Source organism: Variovorax sp. RA8 (assembly GCF_901827175.1).
In the GTDB taxonomy this organism is placed as follows: domain Bacteria; phylum Pseudomonadota; class Gammaproteobacteria; order Burkholderiales; family Burkholderiaceae_C; genus Variovorax.
Genome location: NZ_LR594662.1, coordinates 2,667,563 through 2,686,162, shown reverse-complemented (window position 1 = coordinate 2,686,162; position 18,600 = coordinate 2,667,563). Strand labels below are relative to the sequence as shown.

Annotated in this window: 15 protein-coding genes; 8 read left to right on the top strand and 7 right to left on the bottom strand. The window is 69.6% G+C overall.

From position 1 onward, the window contains the following. Positions 1 to 15 precede the first annotated feature (15 nt). The 4 genes from E5P3_RS12640 to E5P3_RS12625 form a co-directional block, all read right to left on the bottom strand. A complete protein-coding gene (locus E5P3_RS12640; protein WP_162586296.1) occupies positions 16 to 1,530 on the bottom strand; it encodes a serine/threonine-protein kinase in 1,515 nt (504 codons plus the stop codon). A 14-nt stretch (positions 1,531 to 1,544) separates the two neighbouring features. Continuing rightward, positions 1,545 to 2,417, bottom strand: a complete 873-nt coding sequence (locus tag E5P3_RS12635; protein WP_162586295.1) for a c-type heme family protein — start codon at positions 2,415 to 2,417, stop codon at positions 1,545 to 1,547. Between the two features lie 60 nt (positions 2,418 to 2,477). Beyond that, a complete protein-coding gene (locus tag E5P3_RS12630) occupies positions 2,478 to 3,440 on the bottom strand; it encodes a FecR domain-containing protein (protein WP_162586294.1) in 963 nt (320 codons plus the stop codon). 123 nt (positions 3,441 to 3,563) lie between these two features. Next, positions 3,564 to 4,472, bottom strand: coding sequence for a LysR family transcriptional regulator (locus E5P3_RS12625; RefSeq protein ID WP_162586293.1), 909 nt, complete (start codon positions 4,470 to 4,472; stop codon positions 3,564 to 3,566). 125 nt (positions 4,473 to 4,597) lie between these two features. Between E5P3_RS12625 and E5P3_RS12620 the strand changes: the two genes are divergently transcribed. The 6 genes from E5P3_RS12620 (at position 4,598) to E5P3_RS12595 (ending at position 11,742) form a co-directional block, all read left to right on the top strand. Continuing rightward, on the top strand, positions 4,598 to 5,791 hold the full coding sequence (locus E5P3_RS12620; RefSeq protein ID WP_174263065.1) for a PQQ-dependent sugar dehydrogenase: 1,194 nt from the start codon (positions 4,598 to 4,600) through the stop codon (positions 5,789 to 5,791). Continuing rightward, the gene (locus E5P3_RS12615; RefSeq protein WP_232073113.1) at positions 5,788 to 6,438 is read left to right on the top strand and encodes a c-type cytochrome; all 651 of its coding nucleotides are present in this window, start codon (positions 5,788 to 5,790) and stop codon (positions 6,436 to 6,438) included. The genes E5P3_RS12620 and E5P3_RS12615 overlap by 4 nt, the downstream gene beginning before the upstream one ends. 16 nt (positions 6,439 to 6,454) lie before the next feature. After that, a complete protein-coding gene (locus tag E5P3_RS12610) occupies positions 6,455 to 8,608 on the top strand; it encodes a thiamine pyrophosphate-dependent enzyme (RefSeq protein ID WP_162586291.1) in 2,154 nt (717 codons plus the stop codon). 73 nt (positions 8,609 to 8,681) lie between these two features. After that, positions 8,682 to 10,283, top strand: a complete 1,602-nt coding sequence (locus tag E5P3_RS12605) for an indolepyruvate oxidoreductase subunit beta family protein (RefSeq protein WP_443083245.1) — start codon at positions 8,682 to 8,684, stop codon at positions 10,281 to 10,283. Positions 10,284 to 10,305: 22 nt separating this feature from the next. Then, positions 10,306 to 11,322 (top strand): Bug family tripartite tricarboxylate transporter substrate binding protein, encoded by a 1,017-nt coding sequence (locus E5P3_RS12600; protein WP_162586290.1) that lies wholly within the window; start codon positions 10,306 to 10,308, stop codon positions 11,320 to 11,322. A gap of 6 nt (positions 11,323 to 11,328) precedes the next feature. Then, positions 11,329 to 11,742 carry an acyl-CoA thioesterase gene (locus E5P3_RS12595; RefSeq protein WP_162586289.1) on the top strand — a complete coding sequence of 138 codons (414 nt, stop codon included), beginning with the start codon at positions 11,329 to 11,331 and terminating at the stop codon, positions 11,740 to 11,742. Positions 11,743 to 11,851: 109 nt separating this feature from the next. Here E5P3_RS12595 and E5P3_RS12590 read toward each other — a convergent pair whose 3' ends face one another. Together E5P3_RS12590 and E5P3_RS12585 are read right to left on the bottom strand one after the other, a co-directional pair. Continuing rightward, positions 11,852 to 14,506, bottom strand: a complete 2,655-nt coding sequence (locus E5P3_RS12590; protein ID WP_162586288.1) for an excinuclease ABC subunit UvrA — start codon at positions 14,504 to 14,506, stop codon at positions 11,852 to 11,854. A 164-nt stretch (positions 14,507 to 14,670) separates the two neighbouring features. Further along, positions 14,671 to 15,090, bottom strand: coding sequence for a surface-adhesin E family protein (locus E5P3_RS12585; RefSeq protein ID WP_162586287.1), 420 nt, complete (start codon positions 15,088 to 15,090; stop codon positions 14,671 to 14,673). A gap of 205 nt (positions 15,091 to 15,295) precedes the next feature. Between E5P3_RS12585 and E5P3_RS12580 the strand changes: the two genes are divergently transcribed. Both E5P3_RS12580 and E5P3_RS12575 read left to right on the top strand, forming a co-directional pair. Continuing rightward, a complete protein-coding gene (locus E5P3_RS12580) occupies positions 15,296 to 17,107 on the top strand; it encodes a tannase/feruloyl esterase family alpha/beta hydrolase (protein ID WP_162586286.1) in 1,812 nt (603 codons plus the stop codon). A gap of 166 nt (positions 17,108 to 17,273) precedes the next feature. Next, positions 17,274 to 17,594: a hypothetical protein gene (locus E5P3_RS12575; RefSeq protein ID WP_162586285.1), complete on the top strand. Its 321-nt coding sequence runs from the start codon at positions 17,274 to 17,276 to the stop codon at positions 17,592 to 17,594. A 21-nt stretch (positions 17,595 to 17,615) separates the two neighbouring features. Here the strand turns inward: E5P3_RS12575 and E5P3_RS12570 are convergent, their stop codons facing one another. Beyond that, positions 17,616 to 18,584, bottom strand: a complete 969-nt coding sequence (locus E5P3_RS12570) for a Bug family tripartite tricarboxylate transporter substrate binding protein (RefSeq protein ID WP_162586284.1) — start codon at positions 18,582 to 18,584, stop codon at positions 17,616 to 17,618. Positions 18,585 to 18,600: the final 16 nt, after the last annotated feature.

The following is an 18,600-nucleotide window of genomic DNA, read 5'->3' as shown; positions in this document are numbered from 1 at the left end:
GGCGGCGTCTCCGATTCAGCCGAGCGCACGCCACAGGTCGGCTTGCACACGGCGCGCATCCATGCCCGGCGTGAGCTGCTCGACCACGTGAGCGACGAATTGCTCGCGGGTTTGCGACTTCGCGGCGCAGCGCTTGGCGACGACCCGCGCGATGGGTCCCAGCGAGGCAAGGAGCGCGGCGGCCGCCTTGTCGACGTCGCCCTCGCGCATCGGCACGCCGATCGGCGCTTCGCCCCCGCCCTGCGTGGGCCGGGCCTGCGTGCCCGACGACGAGGCCGCGGTACCGGTGCGGGTGGGCGGCGCACCGGCCTTGGCCAGGAAGCGCTCGCGCGCTTCGAAATCGTCGATGGCACCGGCGACGGCCTGGCGCACAGCCCCGAGCGAGGTCAATCCACGCGCGGCGCGGCGCACCAGCACGCGCGCCACCGGGCCGACATGCTGGGCCAGCTCGCGCTCGACCTCGGACAGCGCCGCGGTATCCCATCCGGTGGGCACGGGGACCGACGGCGGGCCGGTGACGGGCAGCGGTTTCGACGGCGTCAGGGGTGTCGTCGCAGCGTCGATGGCCGGCGGCACCGATGCGACGCCCGGCCTGGAGGGCGCGGATGGGTCGCGCTCCTTCCCCGCGGCCGGCGTTGTCTCGACGCCCTTGAGCCGTGGCGCGAGCACGATGTCGGGCGGGAGAACATCCGGCACCGCCTCCGTGGCGAGTGCCTGCAGCGCGGTCCGCATCGCCAGGGCCGTGGCATAGCGCTGCGCCGGGTCCTTTGCCAGCGCCCGGTCGAGCACCACATCGAAGGGTTCGAGCGCGGGGTCGTTCGTCACCTCGCTCAGCGGCCTGTGCGGCTCGTAGACGATCTTGTACATGATCGCCTCGTCCGTGCCGACGAACGGGGTCGCCCCGCTGAGCATCTGGTAGAGCAGCACGCCCGCCGAGAACACGTCGACGCGCCGGTCGACGTCGCTGTTGGTGTATTGCTCGGGGGCGATGTAGCCGGGCGACCCGATGACGGAAGTGCCGCGGGTCAGGTTCGACGACTCGGTTCGCGCGATGCCGAAATCAGTGATCTTGAGGCGCCCGTCGTCGGCAACCAGCAGGTTCGCCGGCTTGATGTCGCGGTGCACGATGCCGCGCTCGTGAGCGTAGTGCAAGCCGTCGAGCAGCTGCAGCATCAGGCACAGCACCTGCGGTATCTCGAGCTTGCGCGGCGCGTGGATGTAGTCGCGCAGGTTCCGCCCGGCGACGTACTCCATGACGATATAGGCGCAGTCGTTGTCTTCGCCGAACTGGTAGACCGGGACGATGTTGCGATGCGTCAGCCGCCCTGCCGCCTTGGCCTCCACCCGGAAGCGCGCCACCACGCTCGGGTCGTCGTCGCTCGATTCGAGCAGGCGGCGGTGGATCGTCTTTATGGCCACCGGCCGGTCGATGGCGGGGTCGTGCGCCAGGTACACCATGCCCATCGCGCCCGAGCCGACCACGCCGCGGATCGGGTATGGACCGACATGGGAGGGGATGGGCGCGGACATTGCAGCGGTGAACCTCAGGTCTCGAGCATTTTGATGGCGTGGTCGAGGCTGTGGCGCATGCGGGCGAAGGACTGGGCCAGCGTCCCGATCTCGTCATGCCCATGCGCCTTGAATTCCGGGACGTCGGGCTCGCCGAGGCTGACGCGGTTGGCCAGCTTCGACAGCGCCGTCACCGGCCGGATGACGAGCAGGTAGAGCAGCAGGTTCAACACGATGCCGATCGCCACGAAGATGCCGATGAGCGAAGTCATGAAGACCTTGAACACCTGCTCGGCGCGCGCCAGCGGCACCGCCATGGGGACCGACACCACCTGCGCGCCGATCACCTCGTTCAGCTGCCAGCCGAAGCCGTTGGCCGGGCCGTACTTGTCGATCAGTGTGCGCGGCGCCGCCTCGACGGTGCTGTGGCAGGCCAGGCAGGCGGCGTTGGTGATGCGCAGCGGGCGCGCGATGTAGAGCGAACGCCCGGTGCCCGACTCGCGCTCCCCGACGAACTCCTTCTTGTCGGCCTGGGTGCGGAAGCGGTTCACGATGTCGGCTTCCCAGTCGACCGCCCGGTCCCGCGGGTTGGTGGGGTTCAGGGTCGCTTCCTTGTAGGTGTAGTCGGGGAAGTTCTTGGCCAGCGTCGCCAGCACTTCGGTGGCGGAATAGGCCGGGACCGTCTGCGGCAGGAAGGTGTACTTCATCTGCGTCTCGAGCAGCGGGCGGATCTGGTCGTTGGTGTAGGTGCGCACCGCCACCGCCTTTTCCATCGTCAGGCGCGCGTGGTTGAGCACTTCCTCCTTGGCGTTGCTCTGCAGCAGGTCATGCGACACCTTGCCCGCGCCGAGCACCCCCGCGATGAAGACCACCAGGAAGATCAGATTGAACTTGAATAGAAGGCGCATGAGGTTCTCCAGTCCGGGCTGTCCGTGACGCTGAGTTGCAGCAGGAGGCGTGGCGGTTCACTAGGGTTTGCCCGCTCCGCCGCTGGACCCTGCTGCTGCTGCTGCTGCTGCGGCTGCCTCGCGTGCGCGCCGGCGCTCCGCCTCCCGGGCGCGGCGGCGCTCGGCCGCTTCGGCCATGCGCCGCGCGTAGCCTTCGGGGTCTGCATAGGGTTCCCACTCGGGGTGCCGCGGCAGCTCGGCCTTGGCCGCCGCGCGGAAGTCCGGATCGGCCGCTGCGCGCGGCCGCCACAGCGGCAGCAGCGGAAGACGCAACGCCGGCTCGGTGCGCAGCCAGGCGGCCACGTCGGCGTAGGCAATCTCGCCGACAGGCTTGGGGGCGACAGGGCGCCTGGCAAACTGCCCGCCGCGCGCGGGCAGGCGATCGCGGAACTGCCGGGGCACCTTGCCAAGGAACTCGGGCGGCGCGCGCCGCGCGACCGTCGGCGTGGCGCCTTCCCGCCGTTGTGCGAAATCGCCGGCGGCCAATTGCGAGCTCGAAGGGGGGCTTGCGCGCAGCGTCAGCCTGGCAGTGCCGCTTTCGACGAACACCTCGTACTGCTCGCCGGTCGTGTGGACCACCGTGCTGGCGGCCTGCGTCGCGATCTCGAAGGCGGGGCTTGCATAGTTGAAGGCGCCCCCGCTGGTGGTCTTGACCCAGCCCTGGAGAAGGTACAGCGGCGGGGCCGTCAGCCCCTTGCCCACGCGAGGCCGCAACATGAGCCGGGTCGATTCGCCGATGCCCACGAGCACGGGGCCGGGAAGCTCGACCTGGACGAAGGCGCCGGGCGCCGTCTCGATGATGTCCTGCTCCTGCAAGGCCACGCCTTCGGCGAGCGTGTAGCGCGTGGTCTGCCGGATCAGCATGGCGCCGCCTTCGACGATGCCGACGATGCTGCCCGCCGGTTGCGCCCATGCCGGCGGCATCGCGAGCAGGCTCGCGACGCACAGCAGGAGCAACCTGAACGATATCTTCGTGAGCCGCAAGATGTACTCCCTGCCGGCAGCTGGCATGACTGAACCCGGTTATCAGCCGATGAGGCAGCGTCGATTGTTATCCCGTACGGTGGTCTTTGGGACTACACAAGCGATATAGAACGTCGGTACAGCCTATTCCGAGAACAGGTCCCTGATCACTCCCCGCAGCCAGCTGTTCGCCGGGTCCGCCTCGAAGCGCTTGCTCCAGTGCAGCGAGACCGCGAAGTCGCGCAGCGGAAAGGCCGGCTCGACGAGCGTGTAGCCGCCCTCCTCGGCGAAGCCGCGCGCGATGTTGCGGGGCATCACGACCGCCAGGTCGGTGGCGCGCACGATGGCCGGCAGCACCATGAAGTGCTCGGTGGTCAGCCGGACCCGGTCCTCCAGGTTGAGAAGCTGGAGTATGCGCAGCGTCTCCGCGTGCGTGCGCACCGCCACGTACTCCAGCTTCTGCAGCGACTCCAGCAGTGCCTGGCCGCTGCGCCGCCCGCGCGTGAAGGGATGGCCCTTGCGCAGCAGCACGATGTAGCGGTCCTTCAGCAGCAGGATGCGCTGCGTGTCGGGCACCTTGGGCAGGAAGCCGAAGGCAAAGTCGACGCGGCCGCTGTCGAGCGCCGGCGCGACCTCGTCGGGGGCGAGCGGCAGGGTCTCCAACCGCACGCCGGGCGCCAGCGCGCCCAGGCGCGCCATCAGCGCGGGCAGGAAGCGGCTCTCGCCGATGTCGCTCATGTGGATGCGGAAGGTCTTGCGCGAGGCACCGGGCTCGAAGCGGTCGGACTCGTTGAGCGCTTCCTCCAGCGTGCCCAGCGCCGACTGCACCGCGGCGGCGAGCCGCTCCGCGCGCGGGGTGGGCGCCACGCCGCCCGGCGCACGGGTGAAGAGCGCGTCCTTCAGCAACAGGCGCAGGCGCCCCAGGCCATGGCTGGCGGCCGGCTGGGTGAGGCCCAGCGCATCGGCCGCGCGGCTCACGCTGCGCGCGCGGTAGACGGCGTCGAAGAGGCGCAACAGGTTCAGGTCGATGGCGTCGATATGCATAGCGTTCATATTGGATAGCACGAATATTTTATTGATGCCTGGTGCGCCGGCTCGCACACTGCCAACCGGCGTCGCGGCGGCTCGCAAGCCTGCATGCGTCGCTCCCAGGAACTTCCGAATAGAAGGAGACAACCATGCCCCAGTTCCGCCTGCCTGCCAGTTTTGCCGCCCTGCTTTGTGCCGCCACGGCTGCGTGGGCCCAACAACCACCCGCCGAGGAGCCGGGCTGGGCCAAGGGCCGTCCGAAGACGGAGGCCGCCCAGCGCATGGCGCCGGTGCCCGCTTTCCCGATCCCGACCGCGGCCGACAAGCTGCCCACCGCCAAATTCAAGCTGCCGCCGGGCTTCAAGGTCGAGACCTGGGCCTCGGGCGTGCTCGACGCGCGCGGTCTGCGCCAGGGGCCCGGCAACACCGTGTTCGTCAGCACGCTGTTCGTCGGCAACAAGGTCTACGCGGTGGCCCCCAAGGGCAACACGCGCGAGGTCAAGACCGTCATCGACAAGATGGAGAAGGCTGCCGGCATCGAGTACCACAAGGGCAGCCTCTACCTGGCGACGCACAAGCAGATCCTGCGCTACGACAACATCGAATCCAAGCTCGACAACCCGGGCCAGCCGACGGTGCTCTACGACAAGCTGCCAGGCGGCGAGGACCACAGCTGGAAGTTCATCCGCATCCACAAGGACAAGCTCTACTTCCCGATCGGCGCGCCCTGCAACATCTGCGACCCCGGCGAGTACGCCAAGATCTACCGCATGAACCTCGACGGCAGCGGCATGGAGACCGTGGCCAGCGGCGTGCGCAACACCGTGGGCTTCGACTTCGACCCCAAGACCGACCGGCTCTGGTTCACCGACAACGGCCGCGACTGGCTCAGCGAGGAGCTCCCGAACGACGAACTCAACGTCGTCACGGGGCCGAACCAGCATTTCGGCTATCCGTACTGCCACCAGGGCAACATCCCCGACCCGGAGTTCGGCTGGGGCAAGTCGTGCAGCGACTTCCAGAAACCCGCCGCGCTGCTCGGCCCGCACGCCGGCTCGCTGGGGCTGAAGTTCTACACCGGCAAGATGTTTCCGGCCAAGTACCAGGGCGCCATGTTCATCGCGCGCCACGGCCCGTGGAACCGCACCGTCAAGTACGCCGACGTGTCCGTCGCCTGGCCCGACGGCAAGGGCGGCGCGAGGGTCGAGCCCTTCATGACCGGCTTCGTCGAGAACAACACGTACCTCGGCCGCCCGGCCGACTTCCTGGTGATGAAGGACGGCTCGCTGCTGGTGAGCGACGACCACGCGGGCGCGATCTACCGCATCAGCTACGGCAAATGATGAGGGGAGCACGCGCACTCGCGTTCATGACGGCGGCGGCGGCGTGCTTCGGGCTCGCGGCGCCGGCCGGCGCCCAGGGCAGCAAGGCGTCCCAGGGCCAGGGCGCCCAGCCCGCGTATGCGCAGCGCTTCGCCCAGCTGTGCGCGGCCTGCCACGGCGCCAACGGCCGCAGCGAGATGCCGAACACGCCGGTGCTGGCGGGTCAGCATTCCTTTTACGCGATCACGCAGCTGTTCCTGTTCCGCGAGGGGCGGCGCGCCAACGAGGCGATGAGCGCGGTGGCCAAGGGCATGAAGGATGACGACATGCGCGGCTTCTCCGATTTCATCGCCACGCTGCCGCCGGTGCCCGCGCCGGCGCCACCGACACCGCCCGACGCCACGCGCATGAAGAAGGGGCAGGCGCTGGCGCAGGAGCACAAGTGCGTGTTCTGCCACGGCGCCGATTTCAGCGGCGGCCAGCAGGTGCCGCGCATCGGCGGGCAGCGCGAGGACTACCTGCAGATGACGCTGCGCGAGTTCAAGTCCGGCAAGCGCGTGGGCTACACGATGGCCATGGCCGAGGCGGTCGGCCGCGTTCCGAACGAGGACCTGGACACCCTCGCCTACTACCTGGCCCGCTTCCCGGGCCAGCCCCCCACGAAGTAAACAGAGAGAAAGCGTTTTGGAAGTTTCATTCAGCAAGGAGATCGAGGCCCTGCGCCTCGGTGCCGGCGACACCTTTCACGGCGAGGGCATCCTCGCCATCACCAAGGGCCTGCTGCAGTCGGGCGTGGCTTACGTGGGCGGCTACCAGGGCGCACCGGTCTCGCACCTGCTCGACGTGATGGTGCAGGCCAAGCCGTACATGGACGAGCTCGGCGTGCACGTGGAGGCCTGCTCGAACGAGGCTTCGGCTGCGGCCATGCTCGGCGCCTCCATCCACTACCCGCTGCGCGGCGCGGTGACCTGGAAGTCGATCGTCGGCACCAACGTGGCAGCCGATGCGCTGTCCAACCTCTCGTCGCCGGGCGTCACGGGTGGGGTGCTGATCGTGGTGGGCGAGGACTACGGCGAAGGCGCCAGCGTGATCCAGGAGCGCACGCATGCCTATGCGCTGAAGTCCGGCATGTGCCTGCTCGATCCGAGACCCGAGCTGGGCCGGATGGTGGACATGGTCGAGCACGGCTTCCGCCTCTCCGAGACCTCCAACATGCCCTGCATGATGGAGCTGCGCATCCGCACCTGTCATGTGCGCGGCAGCTTCGAGTGCCGGGACAACCTGCCGCCCGCGGTCTCGACCCGTGCGCTGATGGCGGAGCCGGCCGGCTTCGACTATATGCGGCTCGCGCATCCGCCCGTGACCTTCAGGCACGAGAAGCTCAAGGGCGAGGAGCGAATCCCGGCGGCGCGGCGCTACATCGCCGAGCAGGGCCTGAACGAGCTGATGCCGGGCAAGCACGAGGACCTGGGACTGATCGTGCAGGGCGGCCTCTACAACGCGCTGATCCGCAGCCTGCAGCAGCTGGGCCTGGCCGATGCCTTCGGCGCCAGCGACATCCCGCTGCTGGTGCTCAACGTCACCTACCCGCTGGTGCCCGAGCAGGTCGCCGACTTCTGCGTGGGCAAGCGCGCAGTGCTGGTGGTGGAGGAAGGCCAGCCCGAGTACATCGAGCAGGAGATCGCGACGCTGCTGCGCCGGCGCGACATCCAGACGCCGCTGCACGGCTGCGACCTGCTGCCGGCGGCGGGCGAGTACGGCGTGGAAGTGCTGGCCACGGGCCTCGCGCAGTTCGCGCAGCGCTACCTGCCGCAGCATGCGCAGGACTCGGCGCAGGCCTGGCTCATGGGCAACCGGGACCGCCGCGCCGCGGTGGCCGCGAAGCTGGACGCGCCGCTGCCCGCCAGGCCGCCGAGCTTCTGCATCGGCTGCCCCGAGCGGCCGGTGTTCGCGGCGCTCAAGCTGGCGCAGCAGGATAGCGGGCCGGTGCACATCGCGGCCGACATCGGGTGCCATGCGTTCGGCACCTTCGAGCCTTTCTCGATGGGCCATTCGATCCTGGGCTACGGCATGAGCCTGGCGAGCCGCGCGGGCGTGTCGCCGATGATGCAGCGACGCGCGCTCTCGATCATGGGCGACGGCGGCTTCTGGCACAACGGGCTGCTCACCGGCGTGCAGAGCGCGCTCTTCAACGGCGACGACGCGGTGCTGCTGATCTTCAAGAACGGCTACACCTCGGCCACCGGCACGCAGGACATCATCTCCACGCCCGACGACGAGGTGAAGGAACGCGCGGTCGACAAGCAGCAGAGCCTGGTCGACAAGAACACCACCATCGAGTCGACGCTGAAGGGCCTGGGCGTGCAATGGCTGCGCACCGTGCACACCTACCACGTCGACACGATGCGCGCCACGCTCAACGAGGCGTTCACGACTGACTTCAATGGACTCAAGGTGATCGTGGCGGAGGGCGAATGCCAGCTGGAGCGGCAGCGCCGCATCAAGCCCTGGATCGCAGGCCTGCTGAAGAAGGGCGAGCGCGTGGTGCGGGTGAAGTACGGCGTGGACGAGGACGTGTGCAACGGCGACCACGCCTGCATCCGGCTGTCGGGCTGCCCCACGCTCACGATCAAGGACAACCCGGATCCGCTGAAGGTCGACCCGGTGGCGGTGGTGATCGACGGCTGCGTGGGCTGCGGGCTGTGCGGTGCCAATGCGCATGCGGCGACCTTGTGTCCGAGCTTCTATCGGGCCGAGGTGGTGCAGAACCCGAAGTGGCACGAGCGGCTGATGCATTCGCTGCGTGCGGCGGTGGTGCGCGCGTTGCAGCCCGCTTGAGGGTTCCCGAGACCCTGCAAAAGGCCGCCCGCTGTTCTGCGGATGCTGCGCCACGACATGAATTTCTGACACGATGAATATCCATACGACACAACCGATCACCCTGCTGGTCTGCGCGCTTGGCGGCGAAGGGGGCGGGGTCCTCACCGAATGGCTGGTGGAGACGGCCCGGCACGCCGGCTATGCGGCGCAGAGCACGTCCATTCCCGGGGTGGCGCAGCGCACCGGGGCCACGACCTACTACATCGAGGTATTCCCGGTGCCGCTGGCCGAACTCGGCGGGCGGCGGCCGGTGTTCAGCCTGAGCCCGGTGCCGGGGGCGCTGGATGCGATCGTCTCCTCCGAGCTGCTCGAGACGGCACGCCAGATCGGCAACGGCATGAGCGCGCCTGCACGCACCCTCGTCATCAGTTCCTCGGGCCGCACGCTGACCACAGCGGAGCGCATGCCGCTGGGGGATGGCCGCGCCGACAGCGAGCGGCTACTGGACGTGGTCAAGGCCTTCAGCCGCGAGCACCACGTGTTCGACATGGGGACGATGGCGCGCGAGGCCGGCACGGTGGTGAGCGCGGTGATGCTGGGCGCGGTCGCGGGCAGCGGGCTGTTCCCCTTTCCACGCGAGGCCTACGAGCACGTGGTGCGCGGCGGCAGTGCGCCCGAAAAGGCGGGCAAGATGGCCGCGGCCAGCCTGCGCGGCTTCGCGCAGGCCTTCGAGACGGTGCGCACGCCGCGCGAGCAGGCGGCGATGGTGAGCCGGCTGCTCGCCACCACCACACAGGACGAGCCAGCGGCGCACGCGCTGCCGCCCGCGGTCGCGCAACTGTTCCCGCCGCAGGTGCAGGGCCTGCTGGCGCTGGGCTACGCCCGCGTCCTCGACTACCAGGACGCCTCCTATGCCCGGCTCTACATCGAACGGCTGCAGCAGGTGCTGGCGGCCGAGCGCGCGGCCGACCCGGCCGGTGCCCACGGCTACGCGATCACCCACGAGATGGCGCGCTGGCTCGCGCTGTGGATGGCCTTCGACGACATCGTGCGGGTGGCCGAGCTCAAGAGCCGCAGGAGCCGCGCGGCGCGCGTGCGGCGCGAGGTGCGGGCCGGGGACGAGGACATCGTCAAGGTCTATGACCACTTCAAGCCAGGCACGCCCGAGTTCGCGGCGCTGCTGCCGGCTTCCGTCGCCCACCGCCTGACAGCCTGGGACCGGCGCCGCAAGGCGCCGTGGGCGTTGCCGCTGAAGGTCGGAAGCCACTCGGTCTTCGGCATGGCCTCGCTGCGGCTGCTGGCCTCGCTGCGCTGGCTGCGCCGGCGCGGCAGCCGCTTCGCCGAGGAGCAGTCGCTGATCGAGCGCTGGCTCGCGGCCGTGCTGCAGGGCACGCGCGGCGATTGGCGCCTGGGCCACGAGATCGCGCTGTGCGGCCGGCTCATCAAGGGCTACGGCAGCACCAACGAGCGCGGCAAGCAGAACCTGCTGCACGTGATCGGCCACCTGGCCGAGCTGCCCGGCGCTTCCACCGCGGCGCGCGCCGAGGCGATCGCCGCGGCACGCGAGGCCGCGCTGGCCGACGATGCCGGCAAGGCGCTCGACGCCGCGCTCGTGCGGCACGGCGCGCCGGCGCGGCCGGTCGTGGCGCAGCCGATCCGATGGGTGAAGCGCCGGCCCGCGAGCACCTCATGAACAACACAGAAGGAGACCGCCGATGACAACAAGACCCCAAGACCGCCGCCCCGCTCCGCTGCGCCGCGCGCTGCTCGCCCTGGTGCTGGGGAGCGCCGTGGCGTTGCCCGCAGCTCATGCCCAAGGCACGCAAGGACAAGCCAGTTGGCCTGCCAAGCCCGTCAAGATCGTGGTGAACTTCCCGCCCGGCGGCGCGGCCGACACGATCGCGCGCGCAATCTCGCAGCCGCTGCAGGACGCCCTGGGCCAGCCGGTGCTGATCGAGAACCGCGGCGGCGCCAACGGCAACATCGGCGGCGAGAACGTGGCGCGCGCGCAGCCGGACGGCTACACGCTGCTGATGAGCTCGGGCGGCATGGTGTCGGTGAATCCGCACCTGTACCCGAAGATGTCCTTCGACCCCGCCAAGGACCTGGTGCCCGTGGCCGCCGCGGCGCGCGTGCTGGTGTTCCTGGTGACCAAACCTTCGCTGCCGCCGCAGAACATCAAGGACTTCATCGCGTACGTGAAGGAGCGCCCAGGCAAGCTGTCCTACGGCTCGCCCGGCACCGGCAGCTCGCCGCACCTCGCCGGGGAGATGTTCAAGAGCCAGGCCGGCCTGTACGCGGTGCACGTGCCCTACCGCGGCGCCGCACCGGCGCTGCAGGACCTGCTGGCCGGCCAGCTCGACTTCTACTTCGACCCGGGTATCGGCCTGAACCAGGTGCGCGCGGGCAAGCTGCGGCTGCTGGCCGTGGGCAGCCCCAGGCGCTCGCCGCAGTTCCCGGACGTGCCGACGCTCGACGAGGCCGGCCTCAAGGGCTTCGATGCAGACACGGTGTTCGGCTTCTACGCGCCGGCGCGCACGCCGCCCGAGATCGTGGACCGTCTCAACACCGAGATCAACCGCATCCTCGCGACGCCGGCGGTGAAGGAGCGCATCGCCAACCTGGGCGGCGAAGCCGTGCCGAGCACGCCCGCGGCCTTCCACGAGCGCGCGATGGCGGACTCCGCGCGCTTCGGTGCCATCATCCGCGATCGCAAGATCCTGGCCGACTGACAACGAATGAGCGAACAAGTCATCTATACCGTCCGAGTCGAATTCGGCGACTGCGACCCGGCCGGCATCGTCTGGTTTCCCAACTTCTTTCGCTGGATCGATGCGGCCTCGCGCCACTTCTTCGCCGAGCGCGGCGTGCCGCGCTGGGAGGAGACGGCGCAGACGCTGGGGGTGATCGGCACGCCGCTGGTCGACACCCACACGCGCTTCGTCAAGAGCGCGAGCTACGGCGACACGCTGGCGATCGCGGTGGCGATTCCCGAGTGGCGCGACAAGAGCTTCCTGCAGACCTACCGCGTCAAGCGCGGCGATGACCTGATCCTCGAGTGCGAGGAGGTGCGCATCTTCGCGGCGAAGCGCGAGGGCGGCGGTATTCGCGCCGTGCCGATCCCGCCGGAGATACGGCGGCTCTGCGAGTAGCCGGAGCGCGACCCGCCGGCTTCAGCCGCACTGGCGGGGCTGGCAGCCGGACCCGCTCAAGGAGTGCTGAGCCGGGCACCGGCCCGCGCGCGCTCAGCAGGCGCCCGCGTCACGCGGGCGCGAACAGCAACTTGGCCAGGTAAGCCGCGGTCCGGCTCGATGCGACCTGCGCGAGCTCGGCCGGGGTGCCGGCGGCCACGACCCGCCCGCCTTCGTCGCCCGCGCCGGGACCCATGTCGATCACCCAGTCGCTGGCGGCGACGACGCGCAGTTCGTGCTCGACGACGATCACCGTGTTGCCGGCATCCACCAGGCCATCGAGCTGCGCCATCAGCTTGTCCACATCGGCCGGATGCAGGCCGGTGGTCGGCTCGTCGAGTACATACAGCGTGTCGCCACGCTGCGCTCGCTGCAGCTCGGTCGCCAGCTTGATGCGCTGCGCTTCCCCGCCCGACAACTCGGTGGCGGGCTGTCCGAGGCGCAGGTAGCCCAGGCCGATGGCCTGCAGCAGCCGCAGCGGCCGCTCCACCGCCGCCTCTTCGGCGAAGAAATCGGCGGCCTGGTCCACTGTCATGCCGAGCACTTCGGCGATGTTCCTGTCGCGCCAGGTGATCTTCAGCGTCTGCTCGTTGTAGCGCGCGCCATGGCAGCTCGGGCAGGGCGCGTACACGCTGGGCATGAAGAGCAGCTCCACGCTGACGAAGCCTTCGCCTTCGCAGGTCTGGCAACGGCCCTTGGGCACGTTGAACGAGAAGCGCCCCGCATCGTAGCGGCGCGCACGTGCGGCGCGGGTCGCCGCGAAGAGCTTGCGCACCGCGTCGAAGAGCCCGGTGTAGGTGGCGAGATTGGAGCGCGGTGTGCGGCCGATGGGCTTCTGGTCCACGCGCACCAGCCGCCGGATCGCATCGATGCCGCTGGCGATATGGCCGGCCACGATGCCGGCGGCCGCTGGCGCGAGCTCGTCGCCCTCCTCCTCGTCGGGCGGCGGCTCGTGGCCCAGGTGGCCGGAGACGAGCTCCACCAGCGCCTGGCTCACGAGGCTGGACTTGCCCGAGCCGGAGACCCCCGTGACGGCGGTGAAGACCCCGATCGGGAAGCGCGCGTCCACCCGATGCAAGTTGTTGCGGGTGATGCCCTCGAGCGCCAACCATCCACGCGGCGCCCGGGGCGGACGCGAACGCAAGTGGGGCCCGGCAAAGAGATAGCGCGCCGTGTGCGACGCCTCCACCGCGCGCAAGCCCTCCGGTGGACCGCTGTACAGCACCCGCCCGCCCTGTTCGCCGGCATCGGGGCCGACATCGACGAGCCAGTCCGCATGGCGCATCACGTCCAGGTCGTGCTCGACCACGAAGATCGAATTGCCGGACGCCTTCAGCCGGTCGAGCGCGACGCGCAGGGACTCGCCATCCGCCGGATGCAGGCCGGCCGAGGGCTCGTCGAGCACGTACACCACGCCGAACAGGTTCGAGCGGATCTGCGTGGCCAGCCGCAGGCGCTGCAGCTCGCCGGGCGAGAGCGTGGGCGTGCTGCGGTCCAGCGAGAGGTAGCCCAGGCCCAGGTCCTGTAGCGTGTTCACGCGTTCGAGCACGTCGTGCGCGATGCGCTGCGCGGCGATGCGCTTTTCTTCCGAGAGGTTGGGCGTGCGGCGCACGTCGGGCGCCGCCTGGTGCGAGGCGCCGCCGGCGGCGACGCGGCGCGCGGTGTCCTTGCGCGCGGCGGCCCGGCTGAACACGGGCAGCTCGCCCTGCTGCTGCGCCAGCTTGCCCTGCGCCGCCGGCTCCAGCACGCGCGCGAGCTGGGCCAGCGGCATCTGCGAGAGTTCGCCGATGTCATGGCCCGCGAAGGTGACAGCCAGCGCCTCTGGCTTGAGCCGCTTGCCGTGGCAGGCCGGGCAGACGCTGCCGACCATGAAACGCGCCACGCGCTTCTTCATGAGGGCGCTCTGAGTGGTCGCGAAGGTGTGGAGCACGTACTTGCGCGCGCCCATGAAGGTGCCCTGGTAGCTGGGTTCCATCCTGCTGCGCAGCGCAGCGCGCGTCTCGGCGGGAGTGAAGCCAGCGTACACGGGCACGGTCGGCTGCTCCTCGGTGAAGAGGATCCAGTCGCGCGCCTTCTTGGGCAACTCGCGCCACGGCTTGTCGACGTCGTAGCCCAGGGTCACGAGGATGTCGCGCAGGTTCTGCCCGTGCCAGGCGGGCGGCCAGGCGGCGATGGCGCGCTCGCGAATGCTCAGCGAATCGTCAGGGACCATCGACTTCTCGTTGACCTCGTAGACGCGGCCGAGGCCATGGCAGGCTGGGCAGGCACCCTGGGCCGTGTTGGGCGAGAAGTCTTCCGCATAGAGCATGGGCTGCCTGGGTGGATAGGAGCCGGCGCGCGAATAGAGCATGCGCAGCAGATTGGACAGTGTGGTCACGCTGCCGACCGAGGAGCGCGCGCCCGGCGTGCCGCGCTGCTGCTGCAGCGCCACCGCGGGCGGCAGCCCGTCGATGGCATCGACCGCCGGCACGCCGACCTGGTCGATGAGACGGCGCGCATAGGGCGCCACCGATTCGAAGTAGCGCCGCTGTGCTTCTGCATAGATCGTCCCGAAGGCCAGCGAGGACTTGCCGGAGCCCGAGACGCCGCTGAAGACCACCAGCGCATCCCGCGGAATATCGACGTCGACGTCGCGCAGGTTGTGCTCGCGGGCGCCGCGCACGCGCACGAAGCGGTCGTGAAGAGCCGGATCGAGCGGCGGGTTCGGCTTGTCGGGGTTCTTCACCGATCCGTCCTTGCTTGGCCAAGTGTCATGGAAGCAACGATGGTGCGGCCTGCGCTCGGGGCGCGCGGGCGGGTACCCTGAGGACGAGTCGGACGGCTTCGCAGGTGTAGCAGTTCCCCACCGTGTTCGCGTGGCGCACGACCCGGCAGCTTGGGCGGCCCCGCCTACTGCGCTGTATGGTGACAGGCCGCGCGGACGATGCGGTCGGTCGGATTGGGCTTCATGTCCATGAAGCGCACCGGCCGCGGCTTGTTCGAATAGTCGGTCGTTGCGTGCGCCTCACCCTGCCACAGCGCCGCCATGTAGAAGCGCGCGAAACGGTACTCGGCCGTCCTCGCCCGGCAATCGAAGGCCACGCGGGCCTCGTAGGAGCGGTAGGGCACGCCCTCCCAGTTGGCGCGGTCCTGCGACCGGCTCACGCGCAGGTTCATGATCCGGCGCTCGCCCGTGATCCTGATCGCCACCGGATCGACCTGAACCGAGTCGACTGCGGGATCTGACGGATTGCCCATCACCGTGAACCATGCGGCCTGTGCCGCCACGCTGGAGCCCAGCAGACCGAAGCACGCGAACCACCATCTCACGCCAGGGCATCCTTCCAGGAAAAAACGGCAATTCTAGTGAGACCTGACCGGCCCTGTAGGCCGGCGCCCTCTGGCAGCCGACGGCACCGTCCTACTCCCCGCAACCGGCCAGCGATGCATGACCCCTTGGCGCTCGGCTGCGGCCGCGGCGGGTTGCCAAACTGCGGGAGACATCATGCGTGGACACTGCCAAGTGGACGGTTGGATGAAGACATGGGCGCGCGTGGCCTGCATCGCGGCAGCCGGCGGCCTTGCGGCCTGCGGCGGCGGTGGCGGGGGCGGACATGGCGGCGGAATAGCCCCTCCTCCTCCAAACCAGACCAGGCTGAGCTGCGACGACTCGATCAAGAGCGCCTTCAAGCCGGACGCCGACACCAGCGTGCTGCTGGTCAAGTCCTTCAAGACCGGCGATCCGCTGCTGCTGACCGGCGCGCCCACGCCGTCCACACCCACTGCCACCACCGACGTCTGCGTGGTGAAGCTGCTGGTGGGGCCCGGCAACTCCGGCCCGGCTGGCGCGCCCTCGACCTCGGCCGGCATCGGCATCGAGGTGTGGCTACCCAACGAAGCCAAGTGGAACCGCCGGGTGCATGTGAAGGGCGGCGGCGGCTGGGCCGGCGGCGCGCACACATCGCTGACGGCGCTGGCCGGCCTCTCCGGCGGCAGCGCCGGCGCGCCGGCCGAGACCGCGATGGTGGAAGGCGCGGTCTCGGCGAGCACCGACACCGGCCACGCCAACACGGCCAACGGCGGCTCCTTCGCGATGAGGCCCGACGGCACCGTCAACGGGCCGCTGTGGAACGACTTCGCGCAGCGCGGCATCCACGAGATGGCGGTCAAGACCAAGGCGCTGGCCACCGCCTTCTACGGCACCGCGCCCAGGTTCTCCTACTGGAACGGTTTCTCCACCGGCGGCCGGCAGGGCCACATGGAGGCGCAGGCGAACCCGGCCGACTTCGACGGCATCCTGGCGGGCGCGCCGGCCATCAACTGGACGAAATTCATCACCGCCGAGCTGTACCCGCAGATCGTCTACCAGCGCGACCTGGCGGGCGTGCCGCTCACGGCGGCCCAGCTGGCACTGATGGGCAATGCCGCCATCGACGCCTGCGACGTGGTGAACAACCAGCACCTGGGCTACATCCCCGACCCGTCGCAATGCCGCTACGACCCGCAACTGGACGCCGCCGTGCTGTGCCCGAGCAGCGGCGGCACGGGCCCGGCCGGCAGCTGCGTCACCGCCGCGCAGGCGCTGGCGATGAACAAGATCTGGTATGGCCAGACCAGCGACGGCTCCGTGCCCTCCCCCTCGGCGGACAACGGATTCGCGACGGCGCCGGCCACGGCGGCCAACCAGCGCTGGTACGGGCTGACGCGCGGCACCAACACGGCGGGGCTGGCCGGCCCCACGCCCTTCACCATCGCGACGGACATGGTGGCACTGGAGCTGCAGGATCCAACCTGGGCAACGCCCTCCTTCATCAACGCGACCGGGAATGGTGCGGACCGGTGGAAGACCCTGTCCTATGCGGGCCTCTCCAATGCCTTCGACCAGGGCGTCGCGCTGCAGCCCGCCTTTGCCAACATCAACACCGACGACCCGGACATCGACCGCTTCGCCGCGCGCGGCGGCAAGATGCTGGTCTACCACGGCCTCGCCGACACGCTGATCCCGCCGCAGGGCACCGTGAATTACTACACACGCCTGGCATCCCGGGCCGGCGGCGATGCGGTGGCGCGCAATTTCTACCGGCTGTTCCTGATCCCGGCCATGGGCCACGGCTTCAGCAACGGCACCACCAACCCGGCCGCGAACCCGCCGCTGCCGACCAACGCGCAGCTCTACCTGGCGCTCACGCTGTGGGTGGAAGCCGGCAATTCTCCCGAGCGCATCGACATCTCGGCCCCAGCCAGCGGCAGCGCGCCGGCCAGTTCACGGCCGATCTGCATGTATCCGACCCGGGCCACGCTGACCGGCGGCGATCCGCGCCTCGCGAGCTCGTACGTCTGCTCCTGAGGGAATTCGGCGGCGCCTTCGGTCTATGGCGGACGATTTGTTGCGCCCGGTGGCGACTAATGCCACAGTTCGGTTGCCTTCTCCTCTGCGGGGAGGGCCTTTCCACCCCTTTTTCGCGCGACCATTGCAGCCATCACAGCAATCAGCACGCCCTGCGAGCACTTTCATGGCCAACACCACCGTCGCGCAATCGCCCGCCACCGCCACCCGGCGCGCTCCGAGGCTGGTTTTCCGTCCGGCCAATGCGCGCCGTCCGTTCCGCCGCGGCGACCTGGCCCTGCATGCCGGGTCGATCGTCGTGGTCTGCATGTCGGAGCATGACCATGGCGACCTCGATGCCGAACTGCCGGTGCGCACCACGCGCGGGGTCGTCGGCAACGCGCGCGCGAAGAGCCTGCGGCTGCTGGCAGGCGTGGACACGCAGGAGTTCGGCCCCGGCTACCACGACCTGCTGAAGTTCATCGCCGACGCCGCGGCAGCTCGCTGATTCGCACATGGGCGGCGCCGATCAATCGGCCTTGATGTCGGCCGCCTTGATCACCTTCGACCACTTCACCAGTTCCTGGTCGACGAACTTGCCCAGCGCGGGCGGGTCCATGTAGACGGCGAAGGCGCCCTGGTCGTCCACCTTCTTGCGGAAGCCCTCGCTCTCGACGATCTTGCGGATCTCGGCGCTGAGCTTGGCCACCACCTCCGGCGGCGTCTTCGCCGGCGCGAACACCGCGAACCACGAATCCACCTCGTAGCCGGGCAACCCGGCCTCGGCCGAGGTCGGCACATTGGGCATCGACGGATGGCGCCGGGTGCCGGTATAGGCCAGCGCCTTGAGCTTGCCGCTCGCGATGTGGCCGATCACCGAGGGCGGCGTGGTGATGAACATGTCGACGTTGCCCGCGATCAGGTCGTTGATGGCGGGGCCCGAGCCCTTGTAGGGCACGTGGGTCATCGGCTGCTTCGCCTGGCGCGACAGCAGCTCGCCCGCGATGTGCTGGATCGAGCCGTTGCCGGAGGACGCGTAGTTGAGGCCGCCGTCGCCCTTCTTCTTGCCGTGCTCGATGAGCTCCTTCATCGAGTTCACCGGCAGCTTGCCGCTGACCGCCACCACGTGCGGCGCCCGCATCACCAGCGCGACCGGCACGAAGTCCTTGGTCGGATTCCACTTGATCTGCTGGAACAGCGCAGGGTTGCCCACGTGGTAGCCCGAGTACTGCATGAGCAGGGTGTACCCGTCCGGCGCGGCGCGGGCCACGGCCTCGGTGCCGATGTTGCCGCTGGCGCCGGGTTTGTTGTCGACCACCACCGGCTGGCCCAATGCGCGTGCCAGCGGATCGGCGACCATGCGCGCCATGATGTCGGTGGAACCGGCGGGCGCGGTGGGGACGATGAACGTGATGGGCTTCGAGGGCCAGCTGTCGGCGTGCGAGGCCATCACGGTGAAGGCGGCGCAGGCCGCGAGCAGGCGGGGGGCGAGTTTCATGTCTTGTCTCCTTGTC

Excerpts from the sequence above, each read along its gene's own strand:
- E5P3_RS12640 (WP_162586296.1), bottom strand. The coding sequence starts at position 1,530 with ATGTCCGCGCCCATCCCCTCCCATGTCGGTCCATACCCGATCCGCGGC.
- E5P3_RS12595 (WP_162586289.1), top strand. The coding sequence starts at position 11,329 with ATGAGCGAACAAGTCATCTATACCGTCCGAGTCGAATTCGGCGACTGC.
- E5P3_RS12575 (WP_162586285.1), top strand. The coding sequence starts at position 17,274 with ATGGCCAACACCACCGTCGCGCAATCGCCCGCCACCGCCACCCGGCGC.
- E5P3_RS12620 (WP_174263065.1), top strand. The coding sequence starts at position 4,598 with ATGCCCCAGTTCCGCCTGCCTGCCAGTTTTGCCGCCCTGCTTTGTGCC.
- E5P3_RS12625 (WP_162586293.1), bottom strand. The coding sequence starts at position 4,472 with ATGAACGCTATGCATATCGACGCCATCGACCTGAACCTGTTGCGCCTC.
- E5P3_RS12580 (WP_162586286.1), top strand. The coding sequence starts at position 15,296 with ATGAAGACATGGGCGCGCGTGGCCTGCATCGCGGCAGCCGGCGGCCTT.
- E5P3_RS12635 (WP_162586295.1), bottom strand. The coding sequence starts at position 2,417 with ATGCGCCTTCTATTCAAGTTCAATCTGATCTTCCTGGTGGTCTTCATC.
- E5P3_RS12570 (WP_162586284.1), bottom strand. The coding sequence starts at position 18,584 with ATGAAACTCGCCCCCCGCCTGCTCGCGGCCTGCGCCGCCTTCACCGTG.
- E5P3_RS12600 (WP_162586290.1), top strand. The coding sequence starts at position 10,306 with ATGACAACAAGACCCCAAGACCGCCGCCCCGCTCCGCTGCGCCGCGCG.
- E5P3_RS12615 (WP_232073113.1), top strand. The coding sequence starts at position 5,788 with ATGATGAGGGGAGCACGCGCACTCGCGTTCATGACGGCGGCGGCGGCG.
- E5P3_RS12605 (WP_443083245.1), top strand. The coding sequence starts at position 8,682 with ATGAATATCCATACGACACAACCGATCACCCTGCTGGTCTGCGCGCTT.